Origin of the sequence: Phosphitispora fastidiosa (assembly GCF_019008365.1) — a bacterium.
Taxonomy (GTDB): domain Bacteria; phylum Bacillota; class Thermincolia; order Thermincolales; family UBA2595; genus Phosphitispora; species Phosphitispora fastidiosa.
The window spans coordinates 25628-47941 of the sequence record NZ_JAHHUL010000010.1; the positions used below are offsets into that span (position 1 = coordinate 25628).

24 protein-coding genes are annotated in these 22314 nt (G+C 47.2%); 20 read left to right on the forward strand and 4 right to left on the reverse strand.

What is annotated here, in order from left to right; translation table 11 throughout:
* The first annotated feature begins 259 nt into the window (after window positions 1–259).
* Window positions 260–1645, forward strand: coding sequence for a B12-binding domain-containing radical SAM protein (locus Ga0451573_RS10345; RefSeq protein ID WP_231683941.1), 1386 nt, complete (start codon window positions 260–262; stop codon window positions 1643–1645).
* Between the two features lie 249 nt (window positions 1646–1894).
* On the opposite strand, the gene Ga0451573_RS10350 is transcribed toward Ga0451573_RS10345, so the two are convergent.
* Window positions 1895–3238 carry a nicotinate phosphoribosyltransferase gene (locus Ga0451573_RS10350; RefSeq protein WP_231683942.1) on the reverse strand — a complete coding sequence of 448 codons (1344 nt, stop codon included), beginning with the start codon at window positions 3236–3238 and terminating at the stop codon, window positions 1895–1897.
* A gap of 627 nt (window positions 3239–3865) precedes the next feature.
* Between Ga0451573_RS10350 and Ga0451573_RS10355 the strand changes: the two genes are divergently transcribed.
* The 7 genes from Ga0451573_RS10355 (at window position 3866) to Ga0451573_RS10385 (ending at window position 9256) form a co-directional block, all read left to right on the forward strand.
* On the forward strand, window positions 3866–4168 hold the full coding sequence (locus tag Ga0451573_RS10355; RefSeq protein ID WP_231683943.1) for a hypothetical protein: 303 nt from the start codon (window positions 3866–3868) through the stop codon (window positions 4166–4168).
* Window positions 4169–4300: 132 nt separating this feature from the next.
* Window positions 4301–4675, forward strand: coding sequence for a response regulator (locus Ga0451573_RS10360; protein ID WP_231683944.1), 375 nt, complete (start codon window positions 4301–4303; stop codon window positions 4673–4675).
* Between the two features lie 190 nt (window positions 4676–4865).
* Window positions 4866–5069 carry a hypothetical protein gene (locus tag Ga0451573_RS10365; RefSeq protein ID WP_231683945.1) on the forward strand — a complete coding sequence of 68 codons (204 nt, stop codon included), beginning with the start codon at window positions 4866–4868 and terminating at the stop codon, window positions 5067–5069.
* A gap of 50 nt (window positions 5070–5119) precedes the next feature.
* Window positions 5120–5359, forward strand: a complete 240-nt coding sequence (locus Ga0451573_RS10370; RefSeq protein ID WP_231683951.1) for a diguanylate cyclase domain-containing protein — start codon at window positions 5120–5122, stop codon at window positions 5357–5359.
* A gap of 210 nt (window positions 5360–5569) precedes the next feature.
* On the forward strand, window positions 5570–5863 hold the full coding sequence (locus tag Ga0451573_RS10375; RefSeq protein WP_231683953.1) for a hypothetical protein: 294 nt from the start codon (window positions 5570–5572) through the stop codon (window positions 5861–5863).
* A 227-nt stretch (window positions 5864–6090) separates the two neighbouring features.
* Entirely contained in the window at window positions 6091–6690 is a 600-nt protein-coding gene (locus Ga0451573_RS10380) for a TetR/AcrR family transcriptional regulator (protein ID WP_231683955.1), read from the forward strand.
* A gap of 58 nt (window positions 6691–6748) precedes the next feature.
* Complete coding sequence (locus tag Ga0451573_RS10385; protein ID WP_231683957.1) at window positions 6749–9256, forward strand: PEP/pyruvate-binding domain-containing protein; 2508 nt, start codon at window positions 6749–6751, stop codon at window positions 9254–9256.
* A gap of 75 nt (window positions 9257–9331) precedes the next feature.
* On the opposite strand, the gene Ga0451573_RS10390 is transcribed toward Ga0451573_RS10385, so the two are convergent.
* Window positions 9332–10636 carry an L-lactate MFS transporter gene (locus Ga0451573_RS10390; RefSeq protein WP_231683958.1) on the reverse strand — a complete coding sequence of 435 codons (1305 nt, stop codon included), beginning with the start codon at window positions 10634–10636 and terminating at the stop codon, window positions 9332–9334.
* A gap of 508 nt (window positions 10637–11144) precedes the next feature.
* On the opposite strand from Ga0451573_RS10390, the gene Ga0451573_RS10395 reads away from it, so the two are divergent.
* From Ga0451573_RS10395 to Ga0451573_RS10410, 4 genes are all read left to right on the forward strand, one after another.
* A complete protein-coding gene (locus Ga0451573_RS10395) occupies window positions 11145–11699 on the forward strand; it encodes a MarR family winged helix-turn-helix transcriptional regulator (protein ID WP_231683959.1) in 555 nt (184 codons plus the stop codon).
* A gap of 75 nt (window positions 11700–11774) precedes the next feature.
* Window positions 11775–12299 carry an NADH-quinone oxidoreductase subunit NuoE gene (gene nuoE, locus Ga0451573_RS10400; RefSeq protein WP_231684107.1) on the forward strand — a complete coding sequence of 175 codons (525 nt, stop codon included), beginning with the start codon at window positions 11775–11777 and terminating at the stop codon, window positions 12297–12299.
* Between the two features lie 17 nt (window positions 12300–12316).
* Window positions 12317–14215 carry an NADH-quinone oxidoreductase subunit NuoF gene (locus Ga0451573_RS10405; RefSeq protein ID WP_331459410.1) on the forward strand — a complete coding sequence of 633 codons (1899 nt, stop codon included), beginning with the start codon at window positions 12317–12319 and terminating at the stop codon, window positions 14213–14215.
* Window positions 14208–14924, forward strand: coding sequence for a 2Fe-2S iron-sulfur cluster-binding protein (locus tag Ga0451573_RS10410; protein ID WP_231683960.1), 717 nt, complete (start codon window positions 14208–14210; stop codon window positions 14922–14924). Before Ga0451573_RS10405 ends, Ga0451573_RS10410 begins: the two co-directional genes overlap by 8 nt.
* 23 nt (window positions 14925–14947) lie before the next feature.
* On the opposite strand, the gene Ga0451573_RS10415 is transcribed toward Ga0451573_RS10410, so the two are convergent.
* The gene (locus Ga0451573_RS10415) at window positions 14948–15166 is read right to left on the reverse strand and encodes a hypothetical protein (RefSeq protein WP_231683962.1); all 219 of its coding nucleotides are present in this window, start codon (window positions 15164–15166) and stop codon (window positions 14948–14950) included.
* A 408-nt stretch (window positions 15167–15574) separates the two neighbouring features.
* On the opposite strand from Ga0451573_RS10415, the gene Ga0451573_RS10420 reads away from it, so the two are divergent.
* The 7 genes from Ga0451573_RS10420 to Ga0451573_RS10450 all read left to right on the forward strand — a co-directional run bounded on the left by Ga0451573_RS10420 (window position 15575) and on the right by Ga0451573_RS10450 (window position 21585).
* A complete protein-coding gene (locus tag Ga0451573_RS10420; RefSeq protein ID WP_231683964.1) occupies window positions 15575–16093 on the forward strand; it encodes a hypothetical protein in 519 nt (172 codons plus the stop codon).
* Between the two features lie 58 nt (window positions 16094–16151).
* Complete coding sequence (locus Ga0451573_RS10425) at window positions 16152–16433, forward strand: hypothetical protein (RefSeq protein ID WP_231683965.1); 282 nt, start codon at window positions 16152–16154, stop codon at window positions 16431–16433.
* Between the two features lie 122 nt (window positions 16434–16555).
* On the forward strand, window positions 16556–18832 hold the full coding sequence (locus Ga0451573_RS10430; RefSeq protein ID WP_231683967.1) for a PAS domain S-box protein: 2277 nt from the start codon (window positions 16556–16558) through the stop codon (window positions 18830–18832).
* Window positions 18833–18865: 33 nt separating this feature from the next.
* Window positions 18866–19261 (forward strand): response regulator, encoded by a 396-nt coding sequence (locus tag Ga0451573_RS10435; RefSeq protein ID WP_231683969.1) that lies wholly within the window; start codon window positions 18866–18868, stop codon window positions 19259–19261.
* 108 nt (window positions 19262–19369) lie between these two features.
* Window positions 19370–20386, forward strand: coding sequence for a NapC/NirT family cytochrome c (locus Ga0451573_RS10440; RefSeq protein WP_231683970.1), 1017 nt, complete (start codon window positions 19370–19372; stop codon window positions 20384–20386).
* Between the two features lie 119 nt (window positions 20387–20505).
* Complete coding sequence (locus Ga0451573_RS10445; RefSeq protein ID WP_231683972.1) at window positions 20506–20805, forward strand: hypothetical protein; 300 nt, start codon at window positions 20506–20508, stop codon at window positions 20803–20805.
* A gap of 177 nt (window positions 20806–20982) precedes the next feature.
* Window positions 20983–21585, forward strand: coding sequence for a hypothetical protein (locus tag Ga0451573_RS10450; RefSeq protein WP_231683973.1), 603 nt, complete (start codon window positions 20983–20985; stop codon window positions 21583–21585).
* Between the two features lie 12 nt (window positions 21586–21597).
* Here the strand turns inward: Ga0451573_RS10450 and Ga0451573_RS10455 are convergent, their stop codons facing one another.
* On the reverse strand, window positions 21598–21999 hold the full coding sequence (locus Ga0451573_RS10455) for a hypothetical protein (protein ID WP_231683975.1): 402 nt from the start codon (window positions 21997–21999) through the stop codon (window positions 21598–21600).
* 106 nt (window positions 22000–22105) lie between these two features.
* Here Ga0451573_RS10455 and Ga0451573_RS10460 point away from each other — a divergent pair, with 106 nt between their 5' ends.
* Entirely contained in the window at window positions 22106–22255 is a 150-nt protein-coding gene (locus Ga0451573_RS10460) for a hypothetical protein (RefSeq protein WP_231683977.1), read from the forward strand.
* Window positions 22256–22314 lie beyond the last annotated feature (59 nt).

The following is a 22314-nucleotide window of genomic DNA, read 5'->3' on the forward strand; positions in this document are numbered from 1 at the left end:
ATCAAACAAGGCTTTACGGGTGTTTACCAAGTGTAAACCACGTAAGGCCTTTTTTCTCATTGCTGTTTTCCTTGTGTTCCAATATCCCCCAGTAATCCCAGAAGCAACCGGAAGGGCCAGAATAGTAAATATTTGGGTGGACGGTGGTATTTCGCTATGGTATAATGTAGCAATAAGTGGCCTGGTGCGGAAATATTTCCCGTCGGTTTTCAACCCGTGCGGAGCGTCACGTCATGACTCTTGAAATGGGGGCATTGCCATGCACGTTGCATTTCGAAAAATCATGCTGATCAACCCACCGGCGGGGATCCGCCTCTGGGAGCAGCATAGTGAAAATCTCGGTCTCGGTTACTTGGCTGCTGTTCTCAGGCAGTTGGGATACCAGGCCAGCATCCTTGACGCATCGCTTTTCCGGCTCGGCATCTCCGCGACTCTCAAGCGAATTCGGCAACAACAGCCGGATGTGATTGGCTTTCGTTTGCTCGAAGTCAACGTACCACACGTAATCGGCCTGGTAGCGCGTCTGCGTCGCGGGGGCTACACGGGGCATATCACGGCGGGTGGGCCGGTCGCCACCATGATGGGGTCTGAGGTTCTTAAGCTAATCCCAGGCCTGGACAGCCTCATAGTGGGGGAGGGCGAGGAGACGCTGCCTGAGCTGCTGGCGGCCCTCAACTCGTCCGGCTCCCCGAGACCCTCCGGAGATATTTTCACAAGGATACTTGGCCTGTGTTATCGCGAAAGCGACGCCACCCTAGCCAACGAACCGCGCCCTCTCATCAACGATCTCGACGCGCTGCCTTTCCCGGCGCGGGATACGCTCCCACATATCCTCAGGTGGGGTCGGCTGCCGATGGTAATTTCTTCCCGGGGTTGTGACGGGCACTGTATCTTTTGTTGTCCTACCGCGATGTACGACAGGTCGCCCGGGCCAAAGTGGCGTCCGCGCAGCGCCGGTAACGTCGCTGACGAGATCGAAGATTTGCAGCGGCGCTACAACGTGAGCCATCTGGATTTTCTGGATGATAACTTCTTTGGTCGCGGTGAGGTGGGGGTTCGGAGGGCCTGGGATTTCGTCGAGGAATTGCGGCAGCGTAATCTGCGGCTCAAATTTTCGGTGGAGTGCCGGGTCGACAGCGTAGAGGAGGATCTCTTCAAGGCTCTGCGTGACGCCGGGTGCGTCGAGGTTCGCCTGGGCATTGAGTCCGGCGTGCAGCGCATTCTCGACCGCTACGGCAAGGGGACGACAGTCGAGAAAAACCGCGAGGTTCTGCTCAAGCTCAAAGAGTGGGGACTGCCGGTCAAAATCGGGTTCATCCCGTTTGACCCGACGATATCTTTGGAGGAACTCATGCAAAACGGGGAGTTCCTGCGCTCGGTCGGCAACCCCGAAGCTTTTAACTATAATAAGGTCGGAGTCCTGGTCGGGACTTCTCTGGAACGCCTGTTCGAGAAGGAGGGGCGCTTGAAAAAACCCAAGCCGTGGTTGCGTGAGTACACCTTTGATAATCCGACTGTGGCCTTTCTGTGGAAGGTAGTATACGGATATGCGATGACCAAGAGAGCGGTCATGAAGTTTGCCGATGGGTGGAAGGTGGGGCTGGCCGACCTCCAGGCCTTGCTCCGCGGGGAAAACGTCAAATGAAACAAAACGAAATGCGAAAGTCCTTGATATTCAAGGGCTTTTTTGCTTGTATAAACGAAAACACCTGCTTCGGACTAAAAATTTTATTTTCCTATAGTATAAAATTTGCTAAATGGGGGGAGTTATATTAGCCGAGTTTTTCATAATAAGTAAAGTGGAAGCCATCCAGAAGATGAATACATTTATCCTTGGCGCTATTGTTACATACACGATCAAACGTTACGGAGAGGAAAACAAAAAAGCTGTGGTTTAGCTTTGAAATTGTTCCAGATCAGGGTTGTTACACGCCTGCCTGCCAATCTTGCACAGTTCTTTCCATTCACCGTCAATTTTTACCCTGACAATGTCAGCGGTAAAATCGTTGTTGGTCCCGGATGTATTGGAGTTTTCCAGGAGAGATGAACCCACTCCATAAATATCAACCGGTACTCCAAGATCCTCGAATTCGTTTATCCTCTGAACGTTGAAACCACCTGTAGCTACTATTTTGACATCCTTACACCATCTTTTGGCCGCTTCCTGTGCATGAAGGTTGAGCGCCCAATCCTTCCAGGCTTTATCGATTGCTTCTCTGAGCGCCCAAACAAGTCTGGGGTTCACGCCACAATCCAGTTTTTTATCGCCCAGAGGAGGGAGTGAGATATCACGCATATTCCCGGCAGTGTCAGGTCTTACACCAAACAGCCTGTATTTTTCGGCCTCTTCTTTATTGCCGGTTTTAAAGATTTCCCAGTATTTATCCCACATCACCTGCATTACCTTTAAGGTTTCGCCTATACAGTCGTTATGGAAGTCTACCAGGGCAATCCGCTTTACGTCGATAGGCAGGTTTCTGGCAAACTGCAGGGTGGTTTCCACAGTATCCCCAAAGAAACATGCGATGCTTGCGTGAGCCATGGTGCCCCCGCCCCTGGAACCCCACCATCCGCCCTGAGTGTCAGTGGATACGGATGCCCGGGAGTTTTTATTGAATTTATGGTTATATGCCTGGACAGCCAGGAAATATGCATACCCATGCAGGGCCTGCAGTTTATAGTGGGCAAATCTGGCAGGGAAGAACAGGACATCCTTGCCGCGGGTGGCAACCATTACGTTATAGACATTGGTTGCTACCCTGGTGGCCTCGGTCAGCACCCCCAGGATCGTGGTTTCGAGGACGGCAAAATCCCGGTAACGGCCCCGGACCCTAAGTACCGGCTGTACTTCAAGCGGGTTTCCGCTGTAATAGGAGAAGGTCCCATCATGGACAGCATCCACTTCCAGTTGGTTATATGTATTGACAAATTTGCCATCTTTGTCAAAGTAACCGGTGCATTCTTCCAGGATGGCCAGGGCCTCGTCAACACCGGCAACTACGCTGAATGGTTTCCGGCGGGTAAAAAACTGCATCTCAATAATGACATTACCGTTGTTAATTTCGCCGACAGGGATATCGCTGTTTCCGGTGAACATGTAGCCTGGTTCGGATGCCAGAGCATCCAGGACCATAACTGTGTTACCGAAATATGCGTCGCTGAACCAGCCTTTCCGCATCCGTTCCACATCAATCTGGAACAGTTCTTTGGGCAGACGTTTATGGTCAAATATGCTCACGGTTACCATCTCCTTTGTTTTAAAGATTCAAAGTATTTCACGGAAATACCGGGGCAGAAAAATCACTGAGTTCATATATCTATTATATGACAACTGAGTTGACATATCTATCATAACTGAATTTTTTACGAATAATCCGGAAAACAGGAAGGTAATTATTAAAATTTGCCGAAGAAAACAATATTACCGCTTAGCCTTTGCAAAGCGCAAATGTAAGGTGTGTGGTCCATGAGGATTTTTCGGATTCCGGCCGCCATTAGAGACATTTGTAGAAAAAGTAGTGCCTTGATAACAATAGATTTTGAATGTTATCACTGCAGGAAACCTGTTAGAGGGACGGAAGAGGAAGCTAAATGTGATCAATGTGGTCGTTTGTCATGCCGCCGGTGTCTTATTAAGTGTGAAGAATGTGGACAGAAAATCTGCTATGACTGTCATGTAATGTGCCGCGGCTGTTATTCAATAATATGCCCGGGCTGTGCCCCCAAATGCCGGCAGTGTGGTCGTCCTGTATGTTTGGGCTGTTCACTTACCTGTGACAAATGTTTTGGTCAGTTCTGTTCGGGCTGTATCCTCAAATCTACAGGGAGGCTGTCATATATCTGTCCTGGGGTCACGGATTACGAAATGCTTTGTGATGCATGTTTTCAGGAATTTCCTGAATTTCAGACTGCCGTGAAAAATGAGGCCGGGATAACTGTGCTCTTGGAAGAGAGCCATAAGCAGTGCCCCAAAACTCATTTAGCAACATCACTGTTTGAAGAAAAAGAGGAAGCCCTGAAGGCGCTGCGCGTAACTGCGGCCTTTCTTATGTTGGATACCGTAGCGGGAGTCAGGTACATTAAACACAAAATTTATAACGGAAATTATGTTAGTTTTGTCTGGCAGGCAACAGGAACCGCTTATGACAGCAGCATTTCTGAGCCCTGATGACCGCATTTCAGACCGGGAAAACCGCATTTCAGACCGGGAAAACCGCGTTTGGGGATAATTTTGTACAATTGTTACCTAAAAAGTGGTAGGCTGATTACAAGTAAATGCCAACCGTGGGAGGCTGAGGCAATGGCTTTGATTATGGTTATTGAGGAAGATGAACTGATAAGGTCAATACTCTGTGAAGTAATTGAACAATCAGGTTATGATGTTATTGAGGCTCCCGATTGTGAGTCCGGAGAGCGGCTGTTCCAGAAAAAGCATGCCGACCTTGTAATAGGTCACCTTTGCGAATCCGGCAGCGGTGTTCCGGACGGAATTACCCTGTTAAAAGAAAAATTTCCCGATGCGAGGATAATTACCATGGCCGGCAGGAAGACTGAAAGTACTGAGACGACAGGGTTGATGAGTACTATCCGCACTCTGACCAGACCGTTCAAACCACAGGAAATGATGCGCCTAATCAGAGAGATGGTGTTGAATCAGAAGGTTTCGGCGGAATAGGTGCAAGCAGACAAAAAATGATAAAATCAATAGTAATATGACGATCTCCTCGGAAAATGGTTCGGGGAGATTATTTGTTCTTTAACAGCAGAGACGGAGGAGGGGTTTTGCAAAGAATGACGAAAAATGTTATAACAGTAATTAGCTAAACAAAGGGCTAAAATAATGACATAATTTAATGAGGTGGATAATGTTCTGGTTAATAGGAATACTGGCGCTGTTCCTTTTTGTTGCTGCCTATTTTCAGCGGGGATGGAACAGGGTTATGTTGATTTTGCTGGGGATAGCGATTATTGAATTGAAATCACTGGCAGTGGGTATCAAGGTTTTTAGTTTAACTGTAATCTTAATTGTGGTTTTTTACTTCCTATTTCCTAAAAAGAAGAAATATTAGAAAAGAGGGAAATTTAGGAAGTATTCAGACTCTTTAAGGAAATTCTACTGGTGATAACTGCGGCAATTATCATTATTTTTGCCTTGAGCTTCATTGTTATTTATAAACTTGCTGACATGATGGCCAGGCCCATGTTTATAGACGGGTTGACAGGTACATACAACCATAAGTTTTTTCAGGAGACTCTGACCGGGGAAATTAACAGAGCGGCGAAAACAGGGAAGCCTTTGAGTATGCTGATGATGGACCTGGACCGGGAAACAATTACGGTTTTGACCGGGAAACTATGAAAACGCCGGCAGATTTTAAATTTCATGAATAAAAATCCTAAAAAATGTAACAATGTAATAAAAATAGATTAATTTTCCTGCGGCATAAAATTTTTAAAAGCTGACAGGGAAAAATACCTCCTGTGTCGAAAGATTATAATGACAATTACATATTGTATAATGAGATGCCTGAATTAAGATGGTCGTTTAAATTTTAAGGAGGGGTTGGCGATGTGTTTTTATTACTATGATGAGGAGCGGGGAATAGCTTACAAGGTGACTCCCGTGAAGGCCTCAGTTGCAAGTAGTGATGAGTCTATTGTGGTCCACACGGATGTTAAGGTAACTAACCTTAAAAAGGAAAAAATCCGAAGAACCTTATCCCAAATGTACCCGTCTGACCAATACGACCTTGATTCAGCAAAAAAAATCTTTGCAGATACAATGTTATCCAGGTTTATCAGCGGCGCCAGGAAAATATCCGAACAGGAATACCAAACCATAAACTCCAGGTATGAAGCCTAAGTACATAACAATGAAAAATAAGTACATAACAATGAAAAAAAAGGAATTCCCAAACTCCATAATGATATCAAAAGAAAGTACCGGGACAGTCTCGATAAAAAAGAGACGGCCCCGGTACTTTTTAGTTGACCTGTAATCATGGCAGTGCTAAAATATGACTGGAGAATATAAATGACCATAGTCATATAACACCAAAGATATCAATTATTATTAAAAGAGGTGGGGAGATGGAACAGCAGACCCGCAGGGAGAGAAAAAAGGAAGAGACAAGACAGAAGCTTCTTGATGTGTCCTTTAGTTTATTTGTGGAGCAGGGATATGACAATACTACGGTAGACCAGATTACTGAGAGAGCAGATATAGGGAAAGGAACATTTTACAATTATTTTCCTTCTAAAGAAGCAATCCTGCATGAATTCATGGAGAACCTGAGTGTGCAGAGAAGTGAGAAAATCTGGGATGATGTCATGGCGCTTCAAGATACCCGGCAGCGCCTGGCCAGGACTTATCAGAGTCTGGCCGCTTGGTTTGAGGAATATCCCGAACTAATCAGAGTTTACCAGTTGGAGAGGGTAAATACTAAACTCAATGACCCCCTCAATTATAGAATGCACTTTGAACTATTTATTGCTGAAATATTAAAAAAGGGTCAGGAAATGGGAGACATCAGAGGGGATATAGATGTAATGGAGATGGTGGACCATCTGATGGGCATCACAATGATGATTATGTGCCGCTGGTTTGAGTCTGGCACCGGCCAGGGGCTGTACCGTCTTTACATGCGAGGTGTGGATTTTTTCCTTATCGGGGCGCTGAGCGCTGACTAGTGTTGAGTTCGGACTAGCGCTGACTGATTATGGCACATAACCGGAATGGGGGAGCGTAATGGGAAAAAATGTGTACTGGTTAACGGAAATTTATCAGGATGATACTGATAAAGTGGGTGGAAAGGCAGCCAACCTCGGGGACCTGGCCCGGAACTTGCCTTGCCCGGCCGGGTTCTGCCTGGTGTCGGAGGCCTACTTTCAGAACCTGAAGCATTATGGTATAGACCAAAAAATCAGGGAAAAACTGGCCCTGATTGATACCGGGAATATCGAAGCCTTGGAGCAGGCAAGTCTGGAAATCGGTGAGATGGTTACGGCGATGCCTCTGCTGCCGGATTATGAGAATGCCCTGATTGTTGCTTTTAACCGCCTGGCCGAAGGCAAAGAAGAACTGCGGGTTGCTGTCAGGTCATCGGCTACTGCTGAAGACCTGGTGGGTGCGTCTTTTGCCGGCCAGCAGGAAACGTTTCTGGAAGTAGAGGGCATAGAAAATGTCCTTCTGGCAGTTAAGAAGTGCTGGGCCTCCCTGTGGACCACTAGGGCTATCCACTATAGGGAACGCAACGGTTTTGAACACCATCTGGTTAAAATGGCGGTAATTGTCCAGGAGATGATTCCGGCACAGGTGGCAGGAGTTATGTTTACTGCTAATCCGGTAACTAACTCCCGGGAAGAGATACGTATTGAAGCTGTCAGGGGCCTGGGGGAGCAGTTGGTTTCGGGACATGCTGCCGGTGATGTCTATGTGCTGAAGAAAAGCGGTGAAGCCAATATTGACCTGGTTTCCAAGGATATTGTAGATCCCGGAAGCGGTCAGATGCTTACAGATTATGATATCAGGGAACTAGCACATACCGGAATAAAAATCGAACGTTACTATGGCAATTATCAGGACATAGAATGGGCTTATTGCCGGGGTGAAATGTATTTCCTGCAGACCAGACCCATTACTACCCTGAGAGATGAAGACCTGCCTGATATTGACGGTTCTGCCATGAATAAGGACAGGCAGGAAGTAATGGCCTGGGTTGCCGAGCGGTTTCCGGACCCCATTATGCCCATTGACGGGGTAGTAGTCAAGGTGCTTTTCATGGCCCAGTTTGAGGCCATGCAGAATTTTGGCTATACCATCGGTGAACCGGACTGGAGCCGTGTTGACCGCGGGATTTTTCCGGAATTCTTCGCGCCTCCGACAATCAGGCCTGGCTTTAAACGGTTTTGGCAGTGTTTCAGGGTGGGCAAAACATTAGATTCCGACCCGGCAGGGGAATGGGCCGCAGAACAGGTATACCTCCTGGAAATGCTTGAAAAGCTGAAGAGAAGAGACATGTCTGCACTGCCTCTGGAGGTTGTCCTTGACTATATTACTGAGGGATTACATCATTTCCACTATTTTAATGTTTTAAGATACAAGTATTTTGCGCAGAACAGGATTCCCAGCGCCATTCTTCTGAGATGGCTGCGCTTTATGTTCCGGGATAAGGCTGAGGCTGTGGCTGTATATGAGAAGCTGGTTACCGGGCTTGACAATGCAACCCTCCGGACCAACCGGGCAGTTCGGGAATTGGCTGCAGAGGCGGTCAGGAGCCGGGAGGTAAGCGCTCTGTTTGAAAATGTTCCTCCTGATAAAATCCTCACCCAGCTAGAGGAAACTGAAGCCGGACGGGAATTCCTCGGTAAATTCCGTGAATTCCTGCTTGAATTCGGAGAGCGGGAAACAAATATGGGGCTCGGCGGGATAGGTTCTCCTACCTGGCAGGATTCGCCGGAAGTCGTTTTTGGCATCATCAGAGCCATGCTGGATGAGGACCCTGATGAATTCAGGAGCAGGGAAGCGGATAGGGCCGGAAAGGCCCAAAAGGCCGAAGAACTGGTAAGCTCCCGGCTGTCAAAGGGCATCTATGCACTGTTTAATGCCAAAAAAATGTTTCGAAAACTGGTCAGACATGCCCGGAGTTTTGCAGCATTCAGGGAAAACAGCCATTATGATGTGACGCGGAGCTTGCATGTATTCAGAATACTATTTGCCGAACTGGGTAAACGCTTTGTGAGGATGGGACTTGTCAAAGACCCTAGAGATATCTATTACCTGACCTATTTTGAAATCAAGGATATTCTCCTCATCATATATCACGGGCTTGAGGAGGTTAATGTAAAGGAACTGAATGCCAGGATTATGTCAAGGAAGGATGAACAGGTGCGCCGGATGGCACGCTGGAGCATGCGCAGCCAGCCCGTCAGCGATTCTGAGGTCATCAGGGGAGTGCCGGCCAGCCAGGGCCTGGTAAAAGGAATTGCCAGGATAATCAAAGACCCGGGGGATTTCCACCGGGTTAGGAAGGGAGACATCCTGGTAGCTCCATATACGAACCCTGCCTGGACCCCGTTGTTTACCACTGCGGCAGGTTTGCTTGTGGAAACCGGGGGAGCTGCTTCCCATGCGGCCATTATTGCCAGAGAATATGGCATTCCGGCAGTTATGGGTGTTATCAGAGCAACTGAAATGTTCCAGGATGGGGAACCGATTTCACTTAATGGCACCACAGGCGTGATTCAGCGTGCTTGATTTAACAAAGGACCGGGTTGTTTATCCCGGTCCTTTAATTAATAATGATTATGAGTTATAATGGGAAAGTCATAATTATTTATTCTTGGTTTCTTTTTCATCAATCAGTGGGTTAACCATTTGGGGAATACCGGCAGTCCGGAATGGTTTGTCAACCGTAATGGTTTTGGGCGCCTTGGTAATAAATGTTGTGGCAGCTGCAGCAACACAAAGAACAGCTGCCACTAAAAAAGCTGTATTGTAAGACCCTGTGGCATCAACGATCTTACCTGCTACCATGGAACCAAACACACCACCCACACCCCAGGCGGTAAATACCAGGCCATAGTTGACCCCGAGGTTCTTGGTGCCAAAATAGTCAGCTGTTGTTGATGGGAACAGTGACAGGTTCGAACCATAGTTAAAGCCTACAAACAGCGCACCTGCAATCAGCAGCGGCACTGTGGTTGCTTTTGCCAAAAGCACCATAACAATCGCCTGCAGGGTAAATACCAACAGCATGGTGCGGGTACGACCAAGTTTATCGGAAACTACACCGGCGATAATACGGCCGCCGGCGTTGCCTATGGCAAGAATGGCCACCAGGATAAAACCAAGTTCGGTGCCGGGAAGCTGTTTGCCGGCAATCTTAGCCATATGACCGATTATCATCAGTCCTGCAAAGGATGCAAAGGCATACATCAGCCAAAGCAGATAGAACTGCGGGGTTTTCATCATTTCATGCCATTCGAAATCATGCTTCTTATTAGCTGATGCGGCAGCCTTGCTTTGTACGGGCATGCCTTTGGGGACAAAACCTGCCGGTGGGTTAACCAGGAACTGGGATAACAGAACGCTAACGATGAAGAAGGCAATCCCCAGAATCATAAATGTTTTGCTGATACCTACATTTGCCAACAGGTTGTTTGTGAGTGGGGAAATATATACGGATGCCAGACCAAAACCGCTGACGACAATTCCCGTGATCAGGCCTTTTTTGGCCGGTGGGAACCACTTGACGGCCGGCGGGGTAGCAGACGCATAACCAAGGCCGATACCTGTACCGGCAAGGATACCAAAGCCGATTATCATAAGTGTATTATCACCTTGGGAAGCAAAGCTGGAAATAATCATACCGATACCTGTCAGGGCACCGCCTAAGGATGCCACTATCTTTGGCCCGTATTTGTCCTGGGCTCTTCCGGCAAAGACCATCATTACAGCAAAAACTCCGCAGGCAACAGCATAAGGCTTGGAAGCCATAGTTGCACTCCAGCCCCAATCATTGGTAAGAGATTTGGCGATAACACTCCAGGCATATAAAACACCGAGAGCTAGATTAATTCCTGTTCCGGATAGGGTAACAAGCCACCCTTTGCCGGCTGACTGACTAGAACTCATGTAAATACACACACCCCTCGAATAGATTTTTGAAGCAGTTTTGACCTGGATATCTGACCGTAACTCTCCCCCCAAGGAAAAACGGCGCCATATCTACAGGAAAGCGCTTCTCGGTACACTTTCGTTTTAATTCTCTTTGTAGTAGGTGATCAAAGCACCCCCTTCGAAAATGCCTTATTGCCCTTTTGCTCTATTGTCCACATATAATCTGCCCGTGCACAGAGCTTTACCTGTAATAGATTCTATCATCGGCCCAGGCAGATTGCACTTGTTTATCCTTTAACGGTTCCACATCAGGGGGGAATGGTTGTTTTCAACAGGTAAGCGGGAAATTAACCGGCAGTTTACCGGTCTCAACAGCTAAAAATGACCGGTAAACGGTCGAAAAATAGAATAATAGTGGTTGACAACATTGAAAACATGTCTTATTATTTAACTAGGTTAAATAATAAGTGGGTTCTAAACGCCGCATTTATAACGGCTTAATACTATATTAGGGGAGATTGTAATGGATTTTGAAACATTACAGACAGTAGACAGGGACATCGGACTTTTTGTAGCCATAGTGAGGGAGCTTCTTTCACAGGGGATTGTGGAAGAGGTTTGCAATGAGCAGCTCACAGTAGGGCAGGTCAGGTGTCTCTGCCTTATTATGGCCCATGAAGTGGTTACGGTTGGAGATGTGTCCAGGGGACTGGGGATAAGTTACCCGGCAGCTACCAAGGCCATATCACGGCTGTCAGAAAAGGGGCTGGTGATAAGAAAACACGACCCTGAGGACCGGCGGAATATTTTTGTGGAGATTACCCCTCTGGGACAGGAGGTTACCAGCAAGGTTAAGCCCGAAAAGCTGAAAAGACTGGGGTCACTGCTCAATAAAATGCCCCCAAAGGACCTGAAGAACCTGAGGAGGGGTATTGAGTCATTCCTGCTGGCTGCGGTCACTGATGATGAGCTGTTCCCTCAGATATGCCTGCACTGCGGCAAAGAACATGTGGAAAACTGTATTCTCTCAAGTGTCAAGTGCCGTAAAATTGAGGGTGTTAAGGATGGGCCGGGCTAAGACAATTATTACTGTGAAATTATGCTTTGTTGTGATATTTTGAATTTTTGGGAGGAGGATGTCGAAGTGGAACTTATGGAAGGCGAATTGGAACAAATTCAGTCGGCTGTTGGAGAAGTTCTGGCAAAGTTTGATTCAGACAGTGAACAGCTTCTACCAATCCTGCAGGGAGTCCAGGGGAGGCTGGGATACCTTCCCCGGGAAGCTATGAAGATGGTTGCCGCTGCCGTGGAGATTCCTGAAGTTGATGTTTACAGTGTAGGAACCTTTTACAATCAGTTCAGGCTTAGTCCGCCCGGTAAAAACCAGGTTAAGGTTTGTATGGGCACAGCCTGTCACATGACAGGGGGCAAGATTATCATGGATTCCTTTGAACGCCGCCTGGAAATCGAAGAAGGCGAGACCACCAAGGACCGCGAGTTCAGCCTGGAAAGGGTAGCCTGTGTCGGCTGTTGTGCGCTGGCCCCGGTTGTTCTGGTTAATGAAGAGGTAGAGGCCAAGGTTAGGCCGACCAGGGTTGACGGTATCCTGCTGGGACTTGGGAAGGAGCTTCCCGGGAAGGCAGCCAAGGCACAGCCGGAAGAGGGTGATGCCAGGTGAGCGCTGAGATGACTGTGATGGGGTCCAACTATCAGGAACTGAAAAACCGTGCCTCCGAAAAGGCCGGGATGCTGCAGGAAAAACCTTATGTGATGGTAGGAACCGCAACCTGCGGCCGGGCCGCAGGAGCATTGAAGATACTGGATACTTTTAAAGAACAGGTCCAAAAGCACCAGATAGAGACAGAGGTTATTGAAGTAGGCTGCTTGGGACACTGTTATGCGGAGCCCATGGTTATTGTATATAAACCAGGTTTTCCCACCCTCTGTTATGGTAATGTTGACGAGGGTATTGCCTCCCGCCTGGTTTCCGATTTTTTGGTTGGGGATGACCCCTGTTTTGAATTTGCCATGGCAGCCCTGGAACCTAACGACTTTTTTCCTACCTTTGCCGATTACCCGCGCGGAGTCTATGAACAGAAGATTGTCCTGGAAGCCTGCGGCCTGATTGACCCGGAAGAGATAGATCACTATATCGCCCGTGAGGGTTACAGCGCTCTGGTGAAGACGCTGGCTGCAGAACCGGGTGCGGTGGTTGATGAGATCAAGGACTCACTGCTGCGAGGCAGAGGTGGGGCAGGTTTCCCCACCGGCAGAAAGTGGGGGATATGCCGAGATGCTGAGGCAGATGTCAAGTACGTTATCTGCAATGCAGATGAAGGAGACCCCGGGGCCTTTATGGACAGGGCGCTCCTGGAATCAAACCCGCATCAGCTGATTGAAGGCCTGATTATTGCGGCATATGCTGTTGGCGCATCTCAGGGATATATCTATGTGAGGGCAGAATATCCGCTGGCCATTAACAGGCTTCGCACTGCCCTGCAGCAGTCGCGTGCCAACGGATTATTGGGTGAGAACATCCTGGGCAGCGGATTCAGTTTTGATATCCGGATTTTCCAGGGGTCAGGCGCCTTTGTCTGCGGAGAAGAGACTGCTCTGATAGCTTCAATTGAAGGCAAACCAGGTATCCCCAGCCACAGACCGCCATTTCCGGCAGTATCAGGACTGCGGGGGAAACCGACTCTGATAGATAATGTTAAGACCCTTTCATATGTGCCCCACATTATCCGCAATGGCGCCGATTGGTTTAAGGGCATCGGAACACCGGAAAGTCCGGGAACTGCCATTTTCGCCCTGGCCGGCAAAGTTGTCGGCACCGGCTTGGTGGAGGTGCCCATGGGTACTTCACTGCGGACGCTGATTTATGATGTGGGTAATGGTATTAAGGATGACAAGGCGTTCAAAGCTGTCCAGATAGGCGGGCCGTCCGGAGGCTGCCTGCCGGAATCAGCTCTGGACCTGACAATAGATTTTGACTCCCTGCAGCATGCTGGGGCAATGATGGGGTCAGGAGGCCTCGTTGTTCTGGATGAAGATGACTGTATGGTTGAAATAGCCCGTTTCTTCCTGGAATTTACCCAGAATGAATCCTGCGGCAAGTGCACCTTCTGTCGTCTGGGCACCAAGCAGATGCTTGAAATCTTAACAGATATCACCAAGGGACAGGGCAAGCCTGAAGATCTGGACCTGTTGTGGGAACTGGCTGAAGATATCAAGGCCGGCTCCCTCTGCGGCCTTGGGAAAACGGCTCCCAATCCTGTCCTGAGTACCCTCAGGTTCTTCAGGGACGAGTATGAAGTTCATATTCATGAGGGACGCTGTCCCGCACGCAAATGCAAGGACCTAATCACTTACCGGATTGTTGCCCAGAAATGCAGCAAGCTGTGTGATGCCTGTATTGCCAGCTGTCCGGTGGAAGCAGTATTTACCAGGCCAGATATGCTTAAGGAAATTGACCTGGAGAAGTGTGTCAAGTGTGACAACTGCCTGGTAACCTGCCTGCCGCTGTATGATGCCGTGGAAAAAGTCTCACCACCCATAACCGTGGCAGTGGAAGGGGGTAGCGTAAGTGAGTAACAATATCGGAAACAATAACGGAAACAATGACAGTAACAACACTGGCAGCAATATTGGCGGTAAAGGGAAAATGGTAACTATAACGATTGATGATAAGAAATATGATGTTCCTGAAGGCAGGAGGCTCCTGTGGGCGGCCCTGGACAACGGCATATATATTCCCCACTTATGCGGTATAGAAGAGGAAGAGAAGCCATCGGCAGGCTGCCGCCTGTGTTTTGTGGAGATTGACGGGCTTGTGAATCCGGTCACTTCATGTACCCAGCCTGTAAAAGAGGGCATGATTGTACGGACCCGCAGTAAGCGTATAGACAGGATGGTTAAAAACGGTTTTGAGCTGCTCCTTTCCAATCACAGGATTGCCTGCGGTAAGTGTGCTGCCAACGGCAGCTGTGAACTGCAGAAGATAGCTAAAGAGAGAGGACTCAAACTAAGGGTCAGCCGGATGCGGAAACTCGATAACGAAGCCCCGGTGGATGACAGCCTGGAAAAATTCTCATATGACCCGGCCAAATGTGTTCTCTGCGGCCGTTGTGTGTGGGTTGACCATAACAAGGCCAAGGTGGGGGCAATCGGGTTGGTCAGGAGAGGTATGGCCCGCCGGGTGGCTGTCTTTGGTGAAACCACCCTCGCAGAATCCAACTGCACCCAGTGTGGTGAATGTGTTCAGGCCTGCCCGGTGGGCGCTCTGGCTATGAAGAAACAGTAGGGAAAAAAGGGTGATGCCAGGCATCACCCTTTTTCCTTATCAGACATCCCCTTTGAGGTCAGGTTATTGGGAGCTGTTTTAAAGGGGTTGTTTTTCATAAATTCCTCTGATGGTTCCAGGTCGTGTTTTCCCTCTACGACAAGCTCGCCTTTGCTTTGCAGCATATCGGGCATAGGATTTCCCGGGTCGTATACCTGTGGTCCCTTGTCCCCCGGTTGCTTGGAATGCTTTCTCTTTTCCATGTGTAAGCCCTCCTTATTATTTTTTCGCTCAATCATATGCGTGGGAAAAGCCTGGCAGGTGAGGTGTTGTACAAGATTTTCCTTGCACTGCCGCCGTTATGAGTCTTAACTGCGAATCACCGGCAACAAGGCGGGGAGTCCCCGCATGTCCGAAGATGGCGAAAGCCGCCGGGAAGTTTTGGCTCGCCAAAACGAGAGGCGGCCATCCTTCAAATTAAACCCAATGAGCCATCGAGTTCGGGGACGCTGCCTTGTTGCCGGGGGAGGCAGTTTAGACTCATAGGCGGCAGTGCGGAAAATCAGTACAACACCTCACCTGCCTCTTTACATTAGTTTACCTAGGTATTATTATTATATTGGACTTGCCAGACTCAAACAGTATAAATAAACAAATGAGAGGTCAGGAAAATGTGTATTTCTGTAGTTATTGCATTAAATGCCGATAAGCAGCAGGCTGATGCCATCAGGGAGCGGGTCAGACAGTTGGGGGAGTCATATGGGTATGGTATTGCCATGGGCAAAGATAAACTGCTGCCTGGGGCCGGGGAAGAGGTTTTTCGGGTACTTTCTCATCCGGAAATAATTTTTGAGGTTCACGACCCGGCTGAACCACACTGTGCCTGTGATATTGACCACGATATCCGGATTGCTTCCAAACTGGGTGAAAGAAACCGTTTTTTTGATTTTGTGGGGGAGACTCTTGACGGCAGTGATGTGAAGTCAGTATCTGTCTTGTTTTTTCAGGATGAGCTGCCAAATGGAGACAATGTAAGAAAACTTTCAGGGACCTATGAGGATTTTGTGATAACTTTAAATACGTGGCACACATGGCAGGTTGCAGGCTTTGAACCTACCAGGGAAGCACACTTTATCGCAGATGAATCTCCCCTGCTGTTTACATTTACCGATAAGAGAAGCCTGCAGTGAAACATAAGTGCATAAATAAGAAATACACCTCCCATATTATTATAGGAGGTGTATTTAATTGGAAACATATGTGATTGGCAGAATCGACAGGGCAAGAGCAGATAATGGGGATATCGACGGAGTTATTGACAGGCTTTCCCCAGTGGGTTACCAGTTTAAGACTGAACCTTTGGGCTATGAATTTACCAAGTTTGGCAGGGTGGAATCGGTCATCACTGAGATGGTGCCGGTGTGTGAAGATCATGGGCTTGATGTTGAAGATTTCAGCATGGTGGAACACCGTAAGAGTGACGGTTCAGAGAGGAGCAGGTACGAGCAGGGGAAGATAGTGAGAAGATAATTTTATCGGAATCATTCTGAATTTAGCAGGTATTTTGTTAAAATGTGTTGAAAAATTAAATATAAGCACATTGCGGCAGCCAGGTTGCAGAAGCCCGGCGGGTGAAAGGAGTTGGCTTAGCTGTGGGTGTACCGGAGTTGGATTTTATTAGAAGTGTGTTTGACGGTATCAGGGAGGGTATCACGGTAGTTGATAAAGACCTGAATGTTTTGCTGGTAAACAGGGCCAAGACCGATTTGCATCCTGATGCCATGCCAATCGTTGGGAAAAAATGCTACCAGGCTTTTCACTGTCAGGAGGAACCATGCGCCGGTTGTCCGGTGGTCAGAGCTTTTGAAACGGGAAGACAGCAGAGAATAGAAAGACTAACTGTAAATAATGGGTTGAAAGAATGGCTTGAGCTTTACTCTTTTCCCATGATCGGAGCAACCGGCACAGTCGAATATGTGGCGGAACACTGCCGTAACATTACCGACCGTAAAGAAGCTGAAGAGGCCTTGAGAGAGAGTGAAGAACGCTACCGTGACCTTTTTGAAAATGCCAATGATATGGTACATATCCTGGATCATGAGGGCAGAGTCCAGTATGCCAACAGCGCTTGGAAGAGCGCCATGGGCTATTCCGATGAAGAAATAAAGAACCTGAGGATATTTGATATCGTACACCCGGAATACAAGCCAAAGCTGAAAAGCTTTTTTGGCAGGTTGATGTCCGGTGAATCTATAAAAAATGTAGCGATGGTATTTGTGGCCAAAGACGGGAGTTTGGTTAATGTAGAAGGGAATGTTAACTGCCGCTTCCAGGAAGGCAAGCCATTATCAACAAGAGCAATATTAAGAGATGTTACAGAACGCAAAGCAGCTGAACGGAAGCTTCGAAAGGCCATGGATGAGGCCACGGCTGCCAACCGTGCCAAAAGTGAATTTCTGGCTAATATGAGCCATGAAATCCGGACCCCTATGAATGGCATTATCGGGATGACTGAGCTGGCTCTTTCTACTCAGCTGACTCCGGAACAAAAGCAGTATCTGACAATGGTAAATAGTTCGGCAGAATCGCTCCTGAGGATAATCAATGATATCCTGGATTTCTCAAAAATAGAGGCAGGCAAGCTTAGTCTTGAAGACGTTCCCTTTGACTTAAAAGAGCTGTTAAGTGAAACTGTGTTAAGTTTTGCGGTCACGGCATATGAAAAAGGAGTCCGGCTGGTTCACGATGTTGATAGCGCTGTTCCACGGGTATTAAAGGGTGATCCTGACCGATTGAAGCAGGTTCTGGTGAATTTAATAGGGAATGCTGTGAAGTTCTCTCATAAAGGTGAGATATCTATCAAAGCGGAGAGTGTTGGCGGCAATTCCAAGGGGTCACCATGTTCCATCCTTTTTTCAATCAGGGACCAGGGCATTGGGATTCCGGAGGACAAGATCGGCAGGATTTTTGAGACCTTCTGCCAGATTGACAGTTCATCCAGTAAGCGGTATTCGGGAACCGGATTGGGACTTGCTATATCCAGAAAAATAGTAGAAATGATGCATGGAGCAATATGGGCTGACAGCAGAGAAGGTGAGGGCAGCACGTTCTCCTTCACAGTCAGGCTGCTTGTTCCCGAGAAGACAAATGATGTTGTTCCGGTCGACAGTCCCGGCAGCACGACGGACCGTTCCGAAGCGTGCTTAGGATGCCCTAATCCGGTACTTGACAGGCAGTTAACTATTCTCCTGGCTGAAGATAATGAAATTAACCGTAAGCTTACTGAAGTTGTTCTACAGAGGCAGGGATGGCGGGTTTTAACTGTTTCTGACGGCCTGGAAGCAGTAAATAAAGCCAAGTCAGAGGTATTTGACATCATTTTGATGGATATTCAAATGGCTAATATAGATGGCTTTGAAGCGACCAAAGCAATCAGGGAGCATGAGCGGAAGGTTGGTAAACATACGCCGGTGGTGGCGTTGACGGCTTATGCCATGAAGGGTGACCGGGAAAAATGCCTTATGGCCGGAATGGATGGGTATCTTTCTAAACCCATTAGAATGCATGAGCTTTACGATGTTATTGAAAAACATCTTCAAACAAAGCCTGCAGATTTAACCGGCATAGCCAAAAATCTTGAAGGGAACGGCCAACTGCTGGCAGAACTGGTTAATAGTTTTATAGATGATTTCCCTGGACAGCTTGAACAGATACGCAGCTTCATAAATGCAGAGAATATCAGAGCTGCGGGGCGTGCTATGCACACTTTTAGAGGGGCTGCTTCAAATTTCGGGGCAGTTGAAGCCTGCCGCCTGGCGCTGGAGATAGAGAATTTGCTGCAGCAGGGTGATGTGGTCGGAGCTGCAGAAGTGTTATCCATGCTTGAAAAGGAAATGGACAGCGTGAAATCGTATCTGGGGCAGCTTTAATGGATACCTGCTTTAAGAGGAGGGAGATGGGAAATGAAAACCTTAATCGTAGAGGACGATTTTATCAGCAGGCGTCTCCTGCAGGCAATTCTTAGTCCCTATGGGACATGTGATACAGCGGTTAATGGGAAGGAGGCTGTTGAGGCATTTACCAGGTCATGGGAGGGAAACTGTCCCTATGACCTGATATGTCTGGATATATTGATGCCTGAAATGGATGGTCATGAAGTTCTTAGCGAAATAAGGCGTACAGAAAATCAGAGGAATCTCAACAGTGCAGAAGCAGTTAAAGTAATCATGACAACGATGCTTAAGGACCCCAACAATATTATGAAGGCATTTAAGAATAACTGTGAAGAATATCTGAGTAAACCGATAGAAAAGCAAAAACTGCTCCAAAAAGTAAGAAAAATGGGTCTGATTGAGTAAATATAGTACTTTTGTACATACCTTTTGGGACATGACGCAAAAGTTATTTAAGTGTTACAATGTGAACAGGGATTGTGCCTGAAAATACAAACCTGGGGTTGAAACACTATGGATAACTTAAAGACAGTAAAACGTCCGGGTCCCCATAAAGTAGGTAAATATGCTATCGCCGCGGTAATTTCAGCCGGGGTGTTTGTTTTGTTTATGATGTTATGGTATTATGTGCCGGCAGCCGGAAGCAATGAGTCCGCTTATTGTGCCCGCTGCCATGCTATGACCCCCGAATACCTGACCTGGCAGCAATCCAGTCATGCTCAGTTTCAGTGCAAGGACTGTCACCGGGAATCAGGGATGCAGAATTTCTTAAGCTATCAGGGTAGAATTATCGGTAATATATTTTATCCCGCCGCCAGGGATACCGGGAAAAACGAGGATGCAGGCAGTAAATCCGGCATGGCGGCAGTTTCTGATTCTGCCTGCCTTGGCTGTCATTCAGAAAACCGCAGTTACAGCCCATCTTCTGACACTGTAGTCCCTCATGAAAAACACCGGAAAGCAGGGGTTGGGTGTGCTGCCTGTCATGCAGGTGTGGCTCACGGCAGAATTGTAGAGAGAGGAATGACTGACAAAGTAAGTCCTGATGAATGGAACCAAGCTCTGGCAAAGGAGCAGATGGATTTTAAGTACACCACTCCCCGTATGGCGGTGTGCCTTGACTGTCACGGGAAGAGGCAGGTTACCGAAAAGTGTTCAGTATGTCATTCCCGGCAGATCGTGCCTGCAAGTCATAAATCTGAAGGTTTTGAGAGAGACCATGGCCAGATGGCCCAGGATGACTTTAAACCATGCAATCTGTGTCACTCTTACTCACTGACTAAACCTGTGGACCTGCTGGAGCTAAGCGTTAGGGAGTATATTAAGACAAACTCCTTCTGTTTCAACTGCCACCTGCAGAAACCGTCAACACATAAGGATGAGGATTTTGGGAAAATCCATGCTGAACTGACTAAAACCAGGGGTATTGAGAACTGTTTCGGCTGTCATGACCTTAATGAAAATAAAAATCCGCAGGACCGCGGCCCGGTAAACAAGGTTTACTGCAATAGCTGTCACTGGTTTGAATAAGCTTATCCCTTTGAAGAGAAAACTTATGCAAAAAACTTTGCCATATAGCGCTATAAAATATTTCACTTTACCCCAGATTATGGTAGAATTAAACTACCAACTGGAAAGGATTGAGTGGATTGGAAAAAATATTGAAGCAAATTCTGGCTAAAATAGACGGCATGGAGTCAAAAATGGACGGCATGGAGTCAAAAATGGACGGCATGGAGTCAAAAATGGACGGCATGGAGTCAAAATTAAATGAATTATATGAACGTAAAGATAAGATTGATGAGAGCCATGAATGGTTATCGGCCATGCATTACAGCAATCAAGTGCATAAAGCCGAAGTGGACCGGCTAAACCTCAAGGTCGCTACTGTAGAAGGAGCTTTGGTCGGCATGTCCAATAGTCTTGATCCCTTTAAAAAAGCTCAATAAACAAGGGCGCTCTTTATTGCCGGAACTCCAAATGAGGGGTTCCGGTTTATATTTTACATCCTGGGTTAAAATGGCCAGGGGGGTAACCCCCCTGGCCCCCCCAGAAACAATTGATAGAACACGAAACATATATAAATGCCGTAAGGTGTAAGTTGGATATTAAAGGGAGTTGAGGTATTGGACGAACAGATTACTATTTATTTTGATAAAAAGACCTTAGAAGAGATAGATAGAGACTGCACCCATGCAGGTTTAAGCAGGTCAGCAGGACTGAATTTTTTAATTGAAACGTTTTTATCAAGTAACGATTATTCGGTTAAGGAGACAGAACCCGAAAAGGTTACTTCAATGGCTGTTAATATTAAATCTGAGCTTGTCCGGCAGCTAGATGATATAGCTGGGGAAGACCAACGCTCAGAGCTAATCAGAGAGGCATACAGGCGGTGTAATGAAGATTTAAAGGGTTTGGCGCCAGAAAACAAGGGAGAATTACATGAAATTATTTTGGAAACCAGTCAGGAGTTTATTGATAAGGTGGACGGCCTGGCCGGTCAAAACGGGTCCAGAAATGAAGTAATCAGAAATGCTATAAATAAGTTGTTTAATGAGAAGGAGAAGATTACTGATATTAAAATCGTACCGACGGAAACAATGCGAAAGATATATTTCTATGCTGCGGAGCTTAAACAGCTGCAGGAGCTGAGAGAAGAATTAAATGAACGCCAGGGGACTCAATTTTCAATACATGAACTGATAAATACTGCCATAGAGCGAATATGAATACTACAATTTTTAGGGGTTTTCCGTTTTTTGCTCCGGGGCATCTGTTTTTTGCTCCGGCATATTTTGATTAAATCCGGGCATCATGGCTGCGGAGTTTTTAAGATTTTTTATCAGCAGGTCCATCGTCATCCCTATGGAATTACCCATTGACTCGCCAAATTCCCTTCCCATTTCATTCCAGGTCTGCTGCCTGATGTCAGGAGGCTCGTCAGGTTCACCCGTTGGTCCTTCCGTTGCTCCGCTGTAAGATTTGTTCATCTGCTGCAGCGGATTATTTATTGCTTGTTCATACATCTGCAGCGTTGTCTGGGCGGTATAGCCTATCAGACGTCCCAAAAAACCGCCTGTTGAGGCGCCCATATTTTCCCACAGGGTTACCAGTTTATCTCTGTTTTGATCTTGATCTTCCAAATCAAACACCTCCATTAACATAAGCTTACTATATTGTTTGCAGGATTTTAAGAAAAATACCTAAATAAAAAACCCCCTGAATAAAAAAAACCTCAGGCAGAATAATATGAGGGAAAAGGACGCAATTCTGTTCTACCAGGAATTATATAATTCTACCGGCTCAGAAAAAGTAAGGGATACCTTGAGTAAACTCCTGGAACAGGAGAAGATGCACCTGGTAGAACTGCGTGATTCCATGGATGAAATGAGGGGCTAATGAATTTCTTTAATGGAAAGAGCAGGAAAAAGCGCCTGTCAGGTAGAAAAAACTACTTA

What these genes read in the sequence shown, in the direction of transcription:
- Ga0451573_RS10440 (WP_231683970.1), top strand. Translation starts at nt 19,370, where the DNA reads ATGGATAACTTAAAGACAGTAAAACGTCCGGGTCCCCATAAAGTAGGT.
- Ga0451573_RS10415 (WP_231683962.1), bottom strand. Translation starts at nt 15,166, where the DNA reads ATGGAAAAGAGAAAGCATTCCAAGCAACCGGGGGACAAGGGACCACAG.
- Ga0451573_RS10405 (WP_331459410.1), top strand. Translation starts at nt 12,317, where the DNA reads ATGGGGTCCAACTATCAGGAACTGAAAAACCGTGCCTCCGAAAAGGCC.
- Ga0451573_RS10365 (WP_231683945.1), top strand. Translation starts at nt 4,866, where the DNA reads ATGTTCTGGTTAATAGGAATACTGGCGCTGTTCCTTTTTGTTGCTGCC.
- Ga0451573_RS10395 (WP_231683959.1), top strand. Translation starts at nt 11,145, where the DNA reads ATGGATTTTGAAACATTACAGACAGTAGACAGGGACATCGGACTTTTT.
- nuoE (WP_231684107.1), top strand. Translation starts at nt 11,775, where the DNA reads ATGGAAGGCGAATTGGAACAAATTCAGTCGGCTGTTGGAGAAGTTCTG.
- Ga0451573_RS10360 (WP_231683944.1), top strand. Translation starts at nt 4,301, where the DNA reads ATGGCTTTGATTATGGTTATTGAGGAAGATGAACTGATAAGGTCAATA.
- Ga0451573_RS10355 (WP_231683943.1), top strand. Translation starts at nt 3,866, where the DNA reads ATGCTTTGTGATGCATGTTTTCAGGAATTTCCTGAATTTCAGACTGCC.
- Ga0451573_RS10380 (WP_231683955.1), top strand. Translation starts at nt 6,091, where the DNA reads ATGGAACAGCAGACCCGCAGGGAGAGAAAAAAGGAAGAGACAAGACAG.
- Ga0451573_RS10435 (WP_231683969.1), top strand. Translation starts at nt 18,866, where the DNA reads ATGAAAACCTTAATCGTAGAGGACGATTTTATCAGCAGGCGTCTCCTG.
- Ga0451573_RS10345 (WP_231683941.1), top strand. Translation starts at nt 260, where the DNA reads ATGCACGTTGCATTTCGAAAAATCATGCTGATCAACCCACCGGCGGGG.
- Ga0451573_RS10385 (WP_231683957.1), top strand. Translation starts at nt 6,749, where the DNA reads ATGGGAAAAAATGTGTACTGGTTAACGGAAATTTATCAGGATGATACT.
- Ga0451573_RS10460 (WP_231683977.1), top strand. Translation starts at nt 22,106, where the DNA reads ATGAGGGAAAAGGACGCAATTCTGTTCTACCAGGAATTATATAATTCT.
- Ga0451573_RS10375 (WP_231683953.1), top strand. Translation starts at nt 5,570, where the DNA reads ATGTGTTTTTATTACTATGATGAGGAGCGGGGAATAGCTTACAAGGTG.
- Ga0451573_RS10420 (WP_231683964.1), top strand. Translation starts at nt 15,575, where the DNA reads ATGTGTATTTCTGTAGTTATTGCATTAAATGCCGATAAGCAGCAGGCT.
- Ga0451573_RS10390 (WP_231683958.1), bottom strand. Translation starts at nt 10,636, where the DNA reads ATGAGTTCTAGTCAGTCAGCCGGCAAAGGGTGGCTTGTTACCCTATCC.